13 protein-coding genes are annotated in these 14,998 nt (G+C 46.9%); 11 read left to right on the top strand and 2 right to left on the bottom strand.

The window, feature by feature from the left end:
* Nucleotides 1-50: 50 nt before the first annotated feature.
* The 5 genes from GCU48_RS02055 (at nucleotide 51) to holA (ending at nucleotide 7,112) form a co-directional block, all read left to right on the top strand.
* Nucleotides 51-569: a deoxycytidylate deaminase gene (locus tag GCU48_RS02055; protein ID WP_025718838.1), complete on the top strand. Its 519-nt coding sequence runs from the start codon at nucleotides 51-53 to the stop codon at nucleotides 567-569.
* 226 nt (nucleotides 570-795) lie between these two features.
* Entirely contained in the window at nucleotides 796-3,387 is a 2,592-nt protein-coding gene (locus GCU48_RS02050; RefSeq protein WP_244316011.1) for a ComEC/Rec2 family competence protein, read from the top strand.
* A gap of 495 nt (nucleotides 3,388-3,882) precedes the next feature.
* Entirely contained in the window at nucleotides 3,883-4,431 is a 549-nt protein-coding gene (locus tag GCU48_RS02045) for an RNA polymerase sigma factor (RefSeq protein ID WP_010345316.1), read from the top strand.
* Nucleotides 4,428-5,867, top strand: coding sequence for a zf-HC2 domain-containing protein (locus GCU48_RS02040; protein WP_152378867.1), 1,440 nt, complete (start codon nucleotides 4,428-4,430; stop codon nucleotides 5,865-5,867). The genes GCU48_RS02045 and GCU48_RS02040 overlap by 4 nt, the downstream gene beginning before the upstream one ends.
* Nucleotides 5,868-6,080: 213 nt before the next feature.
* The gene (gene holA, locus GCU48_RS02035) at nucleotides 6,081-7,112 is read left to right on the top strand and encodes a DNA polymerase III subunit delta (protein WP_025718835.1); all 1,032 of its coding nucleotides are present in this window, start codon (nucleotides 6,081-6,083) and stop codon (nucleotides 7,110-7,112) included.
* Nucleotides 7,113-7,256: 144 nt separating this feature from the next.
* Here the strand turns inward: holA and rpsT are convergent, their stop codons facing one another.
* On the bottom strand, nucleotides 7,257-7,529 hold the full coding sequence (gene rpsT, locus GCU48_RS02030; RefSeq protein ID WP_007431285.1) for a 30S ribosomal protein S20: 273 nt from the start codon (nucleotides 7,527-7,529) through the stop codon (nucleotides 7,257-7,259).
* A gap of 198 nt (nucleotides 7,530-7,727) precedes the next feature.
* Here rpsT and gpr point away from each other — a divergent pair, with 198 nt between their 5' ends.
* From gpr to lepA, 4 genes are all read left to right on the top strand, one after another.
* On the top strand, nucleotides 7,728-8,729 hold the full coding sequence (gpr, locus tag GCU48_RS02025; protein ID WP_025718832.1) for a GPR endopeptidase: 1,002 nt from the start codon (nucleotides 7,728-7,730) through the stop codon (nucleotides 8,727-8,729).
* Nucleotides 8,730-8,958: 229 nt separating this feature from the next.
* Entirely contained in the window at nucleotides 8,959-10,227 is a 1,269-nt protein-coding gene (locus GCU48_RS02020) for a stage II sporulation protein P (RefSeq protein WP_152378866.1), read from the top strand.
* 50 nt (nucleotides 10,228-10,277) lie between these two features.
* Nucleotides 10,278-10,787 (top strand): DUF3679 domain-containing protein, encoded by a 510-nt coding sequence (locus GCU48_RS02015; RefSeq protein WP_152378865.1) that lies wholly within the window; start codon nucleotides 10,278-10,280, stop codon nucleotides 10,785-10,787.
* Nucleotides 10,788-10,858: 71 nt separating this feature from the next.
* Nucleotides 10,859-12,673, top strand: coding sequence for a translation elongation factor 4 (gene lepA / locus GCU48_RS02010; protein ID WP_025718827.1), 1,815 nt, complete (start codon nucleotides 10,859-10,861; stop codon nucleotides 12,671-12,673).
* Between the two features lie 80 nt (nucleotides 12,674-12,753).
* On the opposite strand, the gene GCU48_RS26715 is transcribed toward lepA, so the two are convergent.
* Nucleotides 12,754-13,017, bottom strand: a complete 264-nt coding sequence (locus GCU48_RS26715) for a hypothetical protein (RefSeq protein WP_208811937.1) — start codon at nucleotides 13,015-13,017, stop codon at nucleotides 12,754-12,756.
* Between the two features lie 68 nt (nucleotides 13,018-13,085).
* Between GCU48_RS26715 and hemW the strand changes: the two genes are divergently transcribed.
* Nucleotides 13,086-14,273, top strand: a complete 1,188-nt coding sequence (hemW, locus tag GCU48_RS02005; protein WP_152378864.1) for a radical SAM family heme chaperone HemW — start codon at nucleotides 13,086-13,088, stop codon at nucleotides 14,271-14,273.
* Between the two features lie 180 nt (nucleotides 14,274-14,453).
* Nucleotides 14,454-14,930 carry an N-acetyltransferase gene (locus tag GCU48_RS02000; RefSeq protein ID WP_025718823.1) on the top strand — a complete coding sequence of 159 codons (477 nt, stop codon included), beginning with the start codon at nucleotides 14,454-14,456 and terminating at the stop codon, nucleotides 14,928-14,930.
* The last annotated feature ends 68 nt before the right edge of the window (nucleotides 14,931-14,998 follow it).

The raw sequence follows: 14,998 nt of genomic DNA, 5'->3' as shown, positions 1-14,998 counted from the left end.
TTTAGCGGTTATGATATACGTTTTAACTTGTTTATACGGGAGAGATGGTTATGAGTGCAGATGTACGCAAGGACTGGGACACTTACTTTATGGATATTGCTTATATGGTATCTACCCGTTCGCGCTGCTCGCGGCGTCATGTCGGAGCCGTACTTGTGCAAGGTAAAAAGCTTTTGGGGACAGCTTATAATGGTGCACCGTCCGGAGTACCTGACTGCTCTGAGGCAGGCTGTATGATCACGGAGGAGTATGAGGTTGTTCATCATGATGGCCATGAGGAAATGGTTAAAAAGCAACGCTGTGTCCGCACGATTCATGCGGAGCAGAACCTGCTGCTGTTCACGGATCGGATTGATCGGGAAGGCTCTTCAGTATATGTTACTGACCAGCCATGCTGGACGTGTGCCAATATGCTGGCGAACAGCGGCATTGTAGAGATTGTATACCATCGGCCCTATCCCAAAGATGCAGACAAGGTTCGTGCCATGATGGAGGAAAAGGGAATTGCTTTCCGTATGCTGGAAACCTATCATCCTCCCAAGGAAACGTTAATGGATGTTAAGAATTAAAAAGTAAACGAGGAAGAACCTCTGACAAATGCTATTCTGTCAGGGGTTCTTTTTTTTGCAGTTTGGACAGCAAGTAGTATTTTGCTATAGGGGTGATTGTATTCAGGCCAAATTTGTTCTAACTAGACCTATTTTGACCCTTACCGTATGTTGGATAGCAGGAAGTGCAGGAGCCTGCCTTTATTCTGGACGTATGCTTTTGATGCTCTGGACGGGAGTTACTTTGATGCTTCCTCTTATAGCTCTACTGATGAAAATTCCCGTTCGGCATGTGATATGGCTATGGCTTGCTTTGAGCGGTGGTGGATTCCATTGGAGTTGGCATGATATGCATAATGTGAGCAGCATTCCAGACGTACTTCATATATCGGCTTCTAAATTGGAGGACATGCCTGTTCAAGCAGCAGGGTTTATTGCTTCCGAGGTGCAGGTAGATGGTGATCGAGCGCAGTTTGAGATGAGAGTCACTGCTATCCATCAGATGGGACGTAATTCAGACAAGAACCAGCGGCTTGCACCGATCTCTGAACAGGTTATCGTTCACATCAAGCTGGCTGCCAAGCAGGAACAGCAAATAGCGGCAGCGTGGCAGCGGGGAGATGCAATACAATTACATGGTAGCTTGAAGGCTCCTGCCACAGCTGGGAACTTTGGTGGCTTTGATTATAGTAAATACCTTCACACCCAAGAGGTTCACTGGCTTTTCAAAGGAAATGGAGCCACTTCACTACAGAAGCAGCAAGCTTCCTTGTGGAACCGTTACATTTTGCTCAGGTGGAATGATCAGCTTAGGGAGCAGCTAGGGCAACGAATGGAAACGGCATTTACATCCCTTAATCACGCAGGATATATGAAAGGACTGGTACTAGGGGTTACAGATGAGCTGGACCCGGCAACGTACAACGAATTTACACAGCTCGGGTTAACGCACATTTTAGCAATATCTGGTATGCATGTGGCGGTATATGCAGCTACACTGCTATATTTACTCAAGCTGATGCGAGTGAGTCGCGAGACATCACTGACCGTCGTAATGGTACTTATTCCAGCTTATGTTCTGCTGACAGGTGCTTCTCCATCTGTTGTGAGGGCCGGGATTATGGCGATGATCGGGTTATTTGCAGCTAGACGAGGTATGCTCAAAGACGGGCTTAACATTTTAAGTATATCAGCATTGCTGATGCTGCTTTGGAATCCCTATTACCTGCTAAGCGTCAGCTTTCAGCTTTCCTTTATGGTGACAGGTGGGCTGCTCATCTACATGCCGCTTATGAAGCCGTTTTTCGCCAAATGGCCTCTCCTGCTCGGCAGTGAAATTGCGATAACCATTACGGCACAGCTTGTTTCGTTTCCAATGACGGTATTCTATTTTAATCAATTTTCGCTGCTATCGTTTATAGCTAACTTTGTGCTCGCACCACTTATTACGTATATCGTGCTTCCATTGGGTACAGTAGCGATGGGAAGCGCCTTTTTATGGAGGGATGGGGCTCGTATTCTTGCGTGGCCGGCAGAGCAATTAAACGATCTGACCTTTTTGCTTGTGAAATGGCTGAACATGGATGATGTTTATGTCAGTATTTGGCCATCCTCCTCTATTCTGTGGGTCATGGCATATTATGCAGCTTTGTACAGTGTTCTGTACTGGCTCAAAATGTGGCTGGAATCCCGAAGGCAAGTAAACGAAATGACTGCTATAAGCTCTACTCCCTTTTCAGCGCCTATACATACAGGGTTAGCAGCTTCTGCAGAGTGGGCGGCTATCCTGCAAACAGCTCATGAGCCTGTGGGTGCGGGCCAATATGCGCGCCGGCAGTGGGATGGATATCGGTATTTGGCATTGGTTTTAAGCGGTATCACCTGGCTTGGTATACTGTGTGCGGGTTATCAATCTCCAGGTGAAGGAAATACGGGAATGGTTCAATACCTGGATGTGGGTCAAGGGGACAGCATTTTAATTACAACGCCGGGCGGCAAACACATTTTGGTGGATGGCGGGGGCACGATGAATTTTGCAACAGGGAAAAATGCTTGGCGCAAACGTAAAGATCCCTACGAGGTAGGTGCGGATACGATTGTACCCTTGCTGAAGCAACGTGGTGTGCAGCGGCTGGATGCCGTCATTTTAACACACGGAGATCATGATCATGCCGGAGGATTACAGGCCGTGCTTGATCAGATTCCCGTTTCGAGCTTATTTTTCAACGGTACTCTGACAGACAAAGCACCGTTTCGCAAGCTGTTGAGCACGGCTTTAGACAAGCGGATCAAGCTGTACGGTGCATATCATGGTATGGAGTGGGAAGCGGATCAGAATACGAAAATCCACTTTCTTTATCCGTTTCCGTTGCAAGAGGACAAATCTGAGCCGTTACCTGTTATAGAGGAGCAGAATCATTATTCCGTTGCTATGATACTGGAAATGGAGGGAGTGTCTTTTTTGTTCACTGGAGATATGGATGATGCAGCAGAATCGCTATTGCTTTCTGAATTAACCCATTCTTCATCCCGTATGAAAGAAACAGGGAAAACGGGAACGGTAAGGCAAGCTATCGACGTCATGAAAATAGCACATCACGGCAGCAGGTATTCCACCTCGGAAGAGTGGCTGACGTACTGGCGACCCGAGATAGCTGTTATTTCGGTCGGTGCAAGCAATACCTACGGACACCCGAATAAAGCGGTATTGGAACGTTTATCGGTGGCGAACTCTGCTATATACCGAACGGATACGATGGGAGAGATACAGCTTCGTGCGCAGCAAGGAAAACTGAGCGTGCGATACAAACACAAACGTGAACAAGCGGATACAAAATGATTTTCCGTATGGTAAATATGATTATAAGAGCCGCCTAATGGAGTTGGGCAAGCATTTCATCGGGGGATTTTCCAGAGATGCTGGGTGATCCGGGTATGGAATAGCCTCCCAGATATTAAAACAGCAAAAGTCTACCTATATTCGACCGACGACTTTTATTTTTCAAGATCCGGCTGCTCTGACTTATCAATTAAAACTGATATCGGTTTCCTGGTATCCAAAAAGTAACCTACAAAAATAATCCGAAAATTGACCCGAATAGTAGCAGCATGCCAATGCAGTTCGACAGATTCCAACATTTTGAGGTCATGTGAGCCATGGGAAGGTGACTGCCTTCCTTTTTTCTGTTATTCTAAGGAAGGCTACATTGGGGATTCTGGGCTTTTTGGTATAATTTTTTACATTGAAAAAAATAAAATTAGCGTCAGACGTCTATCCTGCAACAAATTGTAAAGAGGATACGTCTGTAATATTGCAGGGAGAGGGGGATCCTTTGTGGTAGAGCAGGGACTCATTCGAGCCGCTCAATCGGGCGATCGCGACGCTCTCATTACCCTATTAAGAGAGATAGAACAGCATGTATACCGTACGGCATATTACATTCTGAACAATGAGCAGGACGCCATGGATGCTTCACAGGAAGCTCTCATACGAATTTATTCCAAAATTAACTCTTATGAGGAAAAAGCGCAGTTCAAAACCTGGGTTCAACGCATTGTTACGAATATATGTATCGACAAATTCAGAAGGACAAAACCCTCGGTTTCCATTGACGAGCACGACATGATCTTTAACGATCCCCAAAATGTAGAGGTTGAGGTGTTAACCTCTTACATGGCACAGGATGTTCGTGAAGCGATACAGCAGCTTCCAGAGCATCATCGAACAGTGATCGTCTTGAGATATTTGCAGGATTTCTCCTATAACGAAATTGCTGATTCTTTGGATTTGCCGCTCAATACGGTCAAGTCATACTTATATCGTGCAAGACAGCAATTACAAGGGCTACTTCAGGATTATCAGAAAGGTGGTGTATCAGGATGAAGTGTGAGGAAGAGGTGATGGATTGGATGCAGCGTTATGTGGATCATGAGCTGGGCGAAGAAGAGACGTCCCAATTAATGAACCATATTGCGACTTGCCCGGACTGTGCGGAAAAATTTCATATTCTTCAGACACTCTCCCGCGAGCTGGAGGAATTACCTGCGGTTTCCCCGGCGTTCAGCCTGGTGGATTCCATCATGCCTCAGCTTGATGCCATTGATCGTGCGCGTGAGGAGCAGGGAAGTGCGCTTCAGGAAATGCAGCCGGTGGCTGTTGATCCTGGACCGGGTCCTAGACAGCGTACCCAGCCTACGCCTTGGTGGAACCGGATGGGAGGGCGTGCGGCTATGGGTATGGCTGCCGCTGCTGTTGTACTGGGAATTGTAGTATTCAATTTCCAGCCCAAAACAGTGCAGGATGCGGAAGGTGTGCTTACATCCCAGTCCCCTGAGGTGACGACTCAGCAGAATCAGACTGAAATTCCAGGTACAACGAATGGTAGTGGAGGCCGTGATGCAGCGATTGGATCGGATTCAACCAACTCGCCATTAGAGCAGGAGCAAGGAACGGAAACATCTCAGCCATCTGCAGGCGAAGAGCCGGATTCGAGTAAACAGGGTGTAGACGGCGCAGATCATGAAAATAAAGACTCTAAACTGGATGCTGCAAAACGTGACAATCAGCCTGCTGGAGAGAGAGACTCGACAAGGTCTGCGCCAGCAGGAACTTCGTCCCGTCAAGATCGAAAGCAGGGACAGCCAGATGCGGATCGTCAGGCGAACAAGGGAAATCCGGAGTTGGAAAATTTCGTGCAGGAAACTCCTAAGTCCGACCAACCAACGATAAACCCTGATCAGCAACTGGAATCAAGAATGGAAAAAGCGCCCATAGCAGGTGCGGGGACTGCTCAGGACGGTAATAACGACACAGCTACGGATGATTCATCTTCTTCACTGAGTCAGGAACTGAAGAAACAGGATCAAGCAGCTTCAGATGGATCGTCGATAGACACAAACTCTAAAAGCATCACCAAGGATTCAGGGGATGCCTCAGGGGCAGATAACGATCATACAGCCTCTAACGATCATCCGTCCTCCGTGTCACAGGACTCGGTACGCAAAGAGGGCTTTGTATCTAATTCGCTGATCTCTCCAGACAGTGATAGTGCATCCACCTTTGGTGCCCAGTCTACGTCCGAAGACCAGTTTAATTCACCTGACGGCAGCTATGCGGTGGTTATTGAAGGCAAAAAGCTGAAAGTATATAAGCTTTCCGATAATGGTGTAGACCGAACGACCTTGGAGGTTCGTACCTTGAAAGGAGCCTGGGTCAAGGGAAACTGGTCGGATGATAGCCAGACCTTCATGTACGAGACAGAACAGGATGGTACAGCAAGTAAATATACGTATACTATTCCACGCAGCACTGGAAAATAATTATCGAAAGTAGTCACACCTTTAAAATTAAGGAATAGAATATATGAACCGACGTCGTATCCCGACGGCCGAAAGTTTCTAGAGCTTTCTGCTGCCGTGTTGATATAGATGGTGGTGAAGGGATCTTGCCTATAGGCAGGGTCCCTTTGTTTGTATATTGACTTGCCTTCCGGCCGGATGTCAGGTACGATCAGTGGATGGGGGGAACGGTATATGGATGCAAAAACAGCCGCTAAGGCTATTCGCAAGGGTGATATTTCGCCCGTGTATTTGCTATACGGCAGTGAAAAATACCAAATGAAGCAGTTTGTCGAGATGCTCAAGGAAAAAGTGGTGGAAGAGGAGCATCGTGATTTTGCCATTATTCCCTATGATCTGACGGAAACGCCTATCGAGGTGGTCGTGGAGGAGGCAGAAACTGCGCCTTTTCTGGTGCCTAAAAAGCTGATTATTGTACGGGACACCAGTGTATTCGCAGCAGGCAAAGATAGCGGTAAGATTGAGCATCGCATTGAGACGCTGTTGACTTATATGGATAACCCGACTGACTATAGCGTCATTGTTTTTATGGTTCAGTCCGAAAAGCTGGATGAACGGAAAAAGCTTGTCAAAAGACTGAAAAGTGATGCTTCGGTGATTGCCTTTTCCCCATTGGGTGGAGATGACCTTGTAGCTTGGGTTCATAAGCGTGCAGGGGAAAGAGAGGTACAACTAGCTGCTGGAGCTGCCGAGACGCTCATTCAATATACAGGTACAGGGCTGCAATCCTTGGCTGCCGAGATAGACAAGCTGTGCTTGTATGCAGGAGCACAAGGAACGATCTCATCTACAGATGTCGAATCCCTGGTGCCTCGTAGTACAGAGCAAAATGTATTTGCGATGGTTGAGGATCTGGCTAATTTGCGGCTGGATAAGGCGCTTAGTATTTTTTATGAGCTGCTCAAGCAAAAAGAGGAACCGATTAAGATTGCAGCTTTGATCACACGGCAGTTCCGTATTATATTGCAGGTTAAGGAGCTATCGGGTCAAAGTTATTCCCAGCAGCAAATTGCGAGCCAGCTTAGCTTGCATCCTTACGGGGTAAAAGTTGCGGGTGAGCAGGCCAGGAGGTTCCATCCTGAACAGCTGCGTCAGCTTCTCTTCGAACTGGGCGAGCTGGATTATCATATGAAAACAGGTGTCGTTGATAAGGTACTGGGACTGGAGCTGTTTTTAATGAAAATGGGTATGGGGGCTTCAGTTTAACCCCTCCCAGGTGCTGAGTGATTTTTAAGTGAGCGATTTGTAAGGGACACTGGCAGTGAGAACACAGACGATGAAAACTAAAAAAACCTGATCAGCCGGGGCTGGTCAGGTTTTTTTCATTAACGTTATAGAAGTAGCTCGTGCTTACGCTTGAGCTGTAAGAGCGTTAAGTTTTTTCGCCAAGCGGGATTTCTTGCGAGCAGCTGCATTTTTGTGGATCAGACCTTTAGTTACAGCCTTGTCCAGCTTTTGGGAAGCTACTTTGAAAGCAGCAGCAGCAACTTCAGCTTCGTTACCCACCAACGCTGTATCGGCAGCTTTGACTGCTGTACGAAGCGCGGATTTTTGGGAAGCGTTCAACGCACGGCGTTTGTCGCTCGTTTTAACGCGTTTGATAGCGGATTTAATGTTTGGCATTACATTCACCTCCTGTAAAGGCATTACTTATGAACACAAACGTTTCACAACTTAAAATATTTTAGCACGCTACACCTCAAAATGCAATAAGAAAACATTCCGTGGCTATGCAAATAACAGGATGAAAATGGATGTGCATAAACCTGTTGGGTGTCTCGCACACTATAGCCAGAGATGGTATACAAGGAGGCTTAAAAGATGGATCTGGATTTGCAGAAGTATGCGGTACGCACGGATTTGGCACTGGAGGCAAGAGAGCTGGCAACACGGGATCAGCCTGTACCGCTGGCGGGAATCAGTGAGGACGTGGAGGAAGATAACGGTATTAAAATTACACGGCTGGATGTACTAAATGAAGCAGGAGCCAATCGTATTGGGCGAGTACAAGGGCATTACGTCACGCTAGAGGTACCTGGCTTACGTGGAGGCGACACCGGACTTCAGCAACGAGTAGCTATTTCTTTTGCAAAAGAGATGGAGCATTTTATACAAAAGATAGGCATCTCCAACACGGCACGTGTACTTGTGGTCGGTCTGGGGAACTGGAACGTAACTCCCGATTCGCTGGGCCCGCTTGTCGTTGAAAATCTGATGGTGACTCGTCAATATTTTGAGTTGACGCCGGATCAAGTCAATCCCGGCTATCGGGATGTGAGCGCAATTGCGCCGGGTGTTCTCGGTATTACGGGAATCGAGTCCAGTGAAATTGTTCAAGGCATCGTAGATCGCACCAAACCAGAACTGATTATTGCTATTGATGCTCTCGCATCACGTTCACTGGAGCGTGTCAATACGACTATTCAGGTGGCAGATATCGGGATACATCCGGGTTCAGGGATTGGCAACAAGCGGCGTGGTATCACCAAGGATATTATGGGTGTTCCGTGCATTGCCATTGGCGTGCCAACGGTATGCTACGCTTCGACCATCGTAAATAATGTAATTGAACTGATGAAAACACATTTTGCCAAAGAAAAGGCACCTACGAAAGCAATACTGGGGATGCTGGACGATATTTCAGAGCCTGAGAGACTCGGGTTGGTGAGAGAGGTACTTCAACCGTTGGGGCATGACCTGATTGTGACCCCTAAAGAGATTGATGAATTTATTGAAGATATCGCGAATATCATTGCAACCGGACTGAACGCTGCGCTGCATGAGGCTGTTGACCCCGGCAATGTCTCCGCTTATACGCATTAATGCAAGGTTAGCAAAACCATCTTTCTAGGACGGCAAAATCTCTATTTAACAGGTAATCTATCTCTCTCAAAAAGGGATGGGATTTACCTGCGGATAGAGATTTTTTTGTGTTCTAGCAATTGTTCTTCGTTCATAGAGTTGAAATATAAGAGATTTCCGCAGCAGATAGGAACCCTATGTTCCGAATGTAAAAGCGGGTTTCGACGGGACGAAGGAGGACAAGGCTCACATGAAAAAAATTCAGACCTGGAACGTCGGAAGATGGAGAAGAAAGGGTATCGAAATTTTGGCGATGGGACATACGCTTGTGCTGCTTATTATGGGCTCGGCGCTTTTATTTGTCGTATTGGGACTAGGGGGACTGGCCGAAAATCGTTTGCAAACATCCCCTGTTTCTTCGATGAAAGGATTTGCAGGCTCGGTGTCCAGCGGCTTTTTTGCAGACCTGCTTGGTATGGAGGTACCTCATTTTGCACAAAAAAAGCAACAATCCTCATTGTCGGGTGAACAGTGGTCGCCTTTTGTTTTTCAAATGCTTACAGGCATTAATCCACAAGATCCGAAAAGTCTTATTTCCCGCGAAATTCCCGGTATGTCTGCAGATGCGCCTGTCTTGCTACGCAAGGGATCAGGAAACGACAAGGTAGAGGGCCCTACGGATTATCATCCCGATCAGGGAACGACGGATGCGCCCGGTGGCTCAGATGCTTCTACGAACCCGCCGAATCATGGTACTACTACGCCAGACTTGCCAACAACACCGGAAACGGACCCTGCAAAAGAGGATGATTCAGGTGATGCAGTCAAAGGTGAAAAGCGCATATTAATCTACCATTCCCATCCCAGAGAAGCATATAACCCACTACTCAGTAAAACCAGTTCCAATCCCAATTCCGGTTCAAAATCAGCGAATGTATCAAGAGTAGGGGACTTTGTAAAAAGGAGACTGGAGAAACAAGGAATAAACACGCTGCATGTAAACAAGGACTATGCCTCCATAGTGCAAAATTACAATTGGAACTATTCCTATAAATATTCACGTGAAACCGTCAAGGAAGCCTTGGCGAGTAATAAGGGCTTAACTTATCTGCTAGATATCCACAGGGACTCTCAGCGTCATAGTAAAACAACAGCCACTATTAATGGACTTTCTTATGCCAAGGTATACTTCATTATCGGTCATGACAATAAAAACTGGCGTAAAAATGAAGCTTTCGCTGCCCGTATTCATGAAAAGCTGGAAAAATCGTATCACGGCGTATCGCGCGGAATATGGGGAAAAGATGGCGGTAAAGGCAACAATGGAGAGTACAATCAGAGTCTGTCTTCCCATAGTATTTTAATTGAAATTGGCGGTATTGATAATACCGAGGAGGAGTTAAAGCGTACCTCGGATGTCTTGGCGGATATGATCAGCGAAGTATATTGGGAGGACCAAAAAGCGCAGAAAGCGGGCACTAAGGTATTGGATACCAAAAACAGCAGCAATGGTAATTAAATTAAGGCGCTGAACAGAGGAAAGGTATAAGGTGGAAAGGGGAAAATATAATGTCCGGACATTTTCGTAAAAAAGCGCTTGGATTTATATTTCTGATTGGGGTAGGGGTATTACTTGGTATGCAACTGGCGGGCTCTGGCCTACGCTCAGTTTATGGCCCCGAATGGGACGGAGACCCGATTCATTCCGTAAATCACCAGAAAGCCGAATATGAGCAGACGGTTATTGAGGATACCCCGGCAGCCAATGCCCAAGCCTATAGCCGTACGAATAACACAGGTGGAACTGTCGAAATGAAGCCGCAAACGGGCATAATTGAAACGAATACTAACGAACGAAATGAGGATCAGGATGCACGCGGGACGCGCGAATGGTATACGACAACCGCACAGGATGCCAGTACTCAGCAAATCCGGGCGACACCTCGCGAACTGCTAGCCGTTCAGGCGCAGCAGGCCTCGGTGGATACCATGGCAGACAAAACCGCCGGGCTGCTGCAAAACCTGTCAAGGAAGAGCATTCGTTGGGTTGTATCTGTATTTGATGGAGTAACCGAATAGAAATATTGCTGCCCCCCCTTACAACTGCTATAATAAGCTGATTGACACTAGGCATTGTGTGGGGGTAAGGCATGACTGACATTTTGGCAAGACAACGTAAAATTCGGAACTTTAGTATCATTGCACATATAGACCATGGTAAATCCACGCTGGCTGACCGGATTTTAGAGTACACCGGTGCACTCACTTCCCGTGAAATGCAGGAGCAGGTGCTTGACCAGATGGAGCTGGAACGGGAGCGCGGGATTACGATCAAGCTCCAGGCAGTGCGACTCACTTATAAGGCCGATGACGGCGAAGAGTACATTTTGAATTTGATTGATACACCGGGACACGTCGATTTTACCTATGAGGTATCCCGTAGTTTGGCAGCCTGTGAAGGTGCTTTGCTGGTAGTAGACGCAGCGCAGGGGATTGAGGCACAGACATTGGCTAACGTTTATTTGGCGTTGGACAACAATCTGGAGATTTTGCCAGTGCTTAACAAAATTGATTTGCCGAGTGCCGATCCCGAACGGGTAAAGCAGGAAATTGAGGATGTTATCGGCCTGGATACAAGCGAAACCGTACATGCTTCAGCCAAAGCTGGAATCGGTATTAAGGAAATACTGGAACAGGTGGTCAGAAGTGTGCCTGCTCCGCAAGGAAATCCGGATAACCCGCTCAAGGCGCTTATTTTCGATTCGCATTATGATCCTTATAAAGGCGTTATCGTATATGTACGTGTTGTGGATGGCAGTATCCGCGCGGGTTCGAAAATTAAGATGATGGCGACTGACAAAACGTTCGAGGTCATCGAGGTTGGTGCTTTCATGCCACGTATGACTATCGTGGACGAGCTGAACGTTGGTGATGTTGGCTTTATCGTTGCCGGAATTAAGCATGTGGGCGATACGCGTGTCGGGGATACGGTGACGGATGCCAAAAATCCAACGCCAGAACCGATGCCAGGCTATCGAAAAATCAATCCGATGGTATATTGCGGTCTCTATCCAATCGAAACATCCGAGTATAACGACCTGCGTGAGGCGCTTGAAAAACTGCAACTGAACGATGCTTCGCTCAGTTTTGAACCGGAAACGTCGAGTGCGTTGGGCTTCGGCTTCCGTTGCGGTTTCCTCGGTTTGCTCCATATGGATGTAATTCAGGAACGTATTGAACGTGAATTTAACATTCCATTGATTACGACGGCGCCGAGCGTTATTTACCGCATTCAACTGACGAATGGCGAAACGATCCAGATCGACAACCCTTCGAACTATCCGGAAATCGGACGGATTGAGCATGTTGAAGAGCCATACGTAAAGGCAGGCATTATCGTGCCTAACGATTATGTAGGTACGGTCATGGAGCTTTGTCAGACCAAGCGCGGCGAGTACGTGAATATGGAGTATCTGGATACGACACGGGTAACCATTACGTATCAGATCCCGCTGTCTGAAATCGTATATGATTTCTTCGATCAGCTTAAATCCAGCACCAAGGGCTACGCTTCCTTTGACTATGAGATTTCAGGCTATCGCCAGTCCAATCTGGTGAAAATGGACATTCTGTTGAATGGCGAGCAGGTCGATGCACTGTCGTTCATCGTGCATAGAGATCGGGCTTACCATCGCGGACGTATCATTTGTGAGAAGCTGCGCGAGCTCATTCCACGTCAAATGTTCGAGGTGCCGATTCAGGCATCTGTTGGAACAAAGGTTGTTGCGCGTGAAACCGTTAAGGCTATGCGTAAAAACGTCTTGGCCAAATGTTATGGTGGCGATATTTCCCGTAAACGGAAGCTGCTTGAGAAGCAAAAAGAGGGCAAGAAGCGCATGAAGCAGGTTGGTAACGTAGAAGTACCTCAGGAAGCATTTATGGCGGTACTGAAAATAGATGAGTAAAGCTGCTTGAAGTCTCGTCCATTCTTTCATGGGGCATTTGCCGTCATGGAGAATGGGCGTTCTTTATTTGAGCAAGCTATTCAGAGATGGAGGGCACGTTCAAGTTCTGGTTTAGAGTAATACGGCAACTGCATCTTTAAATCTTTGGAGTACTTCAAAGGGTGTTTTTCTTTTACTACACCTACACCATAAAAAAGGCCGATTGGCGGTGGGCAGCAGCGGAGTGGATGGAATCGTTCTGAAGAAGCGGTAGCGTTCGCCTTTACCCCCGGATTTTCCCCTTTAAGTCTATTTACAATTAAAAAATCCGGGGGTAACAGCGATCGGAGGAATGATCCATCCACGAAGCGTTCTCCCTCCTCATCGCCATTTTTTCCAACACCATATCCTGAATTAACAAGGAGGATCGGAAATGACCGCATCCATACAAAAACATGAACATTCTTCCGCGCCTCAAGCGGTTTACTTGCATATACCTTTTTGCACGAATAAATGCTTTTACTGTGACTTCAACTCTTATGTGCTAAAGGATCAGCCTGTTATGGAATACCTGTATGCACTGGAACGGGAGATGGAAAATACGGTTAAGCTTCACCCTCCAGGAGAAATCAAAACTATTTTTGTCGGGGGCGGAACGCCAACAACGCTCAATCCGAAGGAAATGGAATATTTCCTGAAGAGTGTCCGTACCTACTTTCCGAACTGGTCGGAGGATATTGAGTTCTCCATGGAAGCCAATCCGGGTACAACCGATTATGAAAAACTTTCCGTGATGAAAGAGGGCGGTGTCAACCGACTCAGCTTCGGGGTACAGGCTTTTCAGAATGAGCTGCTTACAGGTATTGGTCGCATTCATAATACAGATGATGTATATCGTAGTCTGGAAAATGCACGTAAGGTCGGATTGGACAATCTGTCGATTGACCTGATGTTCGGCTTGCCGAACCAAACCGTGGACATGCTGAATGAGAGCGTCAGTAGAGCGCTGGAGCTGGAGCTCCCTCATTACTCCATTTATAGTTTAAAGGTTGAAGAAAATACGCTCTTCCACACGCTATACCAGAAAAATCAGCTTCCGCTCCCACATGAAGACGACGAATTGGAAATGTATTTGCTTCTCATGCGCCGTATGAAAGAAGCGGGTTATGAGCAGTACGAGATCAGCAATTTCGCGAAACCCGGTTTGGGGAGTAAGCACAATATGACCTATTGGCGCAATGAGGACTATTACGGTCTCGGTGCCGGGGCGCATGGATACGTGGGCAGAGAGCGTCATATGAACATTAAGGGCATAACCCCATATGTAGAGGCTACTCGTAACGGTCTACCCCGTCTCGATAGCTTTGAGGTGCCAGCAGCGGAAGCGATGGAGGACTTTCTCATGGTAGGCTTGAGAATGCTGGAGGGCGTGTCCAAGTCCCGTTTTGAAGCTCAATTTGGTCAGGCGCTGGAGGATATGTTCACAGTCCCTCTCGGAAAAATGCTGAATGCGGGCTTGATTGAAGCGGTCGAGGACGGTTATCGTCTGAGCGAACGCGGTATTTTATTCGGAAATGATGTATTTGCAGAGTTTATCGGCTCTATTACGGTAAATTCATAAGTTTATACGTCCAAAAGTTCGTAAGGGAGAGCTTCAGTACAGCACGCTTCAACTTCGCAAGCCGAGCCAATCAATTGATAACATCATTCTGTCACAGCGGGGTAAATGGAGTATTGCGATTCTATGCGTAATGTTGTATATTTATTCATTATATGCGGCAAGCGGCGGGAGGAGAGCAAGATGGCTTCAGTGTGTAAAGATGTATTGTGCAGAGGCGCGGTTCCTGAAGATGTGGAGCCTTTATATCAAATGATTAGCGGCTATGCGGAGCGAGGGATTATGCTGCCACGTTCAAGGGAAGTGCTTACGCGCCAACTGGAGCTGTTTATTGTTGCAGAAGTGGACGGCGAGGTCGTAGGTTGTGGTTCTTTATGCAAACTGGGCTCTGATTTGGTAGAGATTCGTTCCCTTGGCATCTCTGACGGACATAAAGGAATGGGCATTGGCTCCAAGCTCGTAGAGGGTCTTATTATAGAAGCACGGCGACAACGTATCCCTAAAATTATGGCTTTGACCTATGAGGTCTCCTTTTTTATAAAAAACGGTTTTGATGTAGTAAACAAAGAGATTTTCCCTGAAAAGGTATGGACCGACTGCATACACTGTAGCAAACAAAATAATTGCGATGAAATCGCAGTGCTGAAAATACTGAACTAACCTGCCGCAATGAGGTTAGTTCGTTTTTTTTCATTGGATCATTTGCATGCTACGTTAGAAAAAGTGTA

The organism is Paenibacillus brasilensis (genome assembly GCF_009363115.1).
Taxonomy (GTDB): domain Bacteria; phylum Bacillota; class Bacilli; order Paenibacillales; family Paenibacillaceae; genus Paenibacillus; species Paenibacillus brasilensis.
This window is presented reverse-complemented; position numbering and strand designations above follow the sequence as displayed.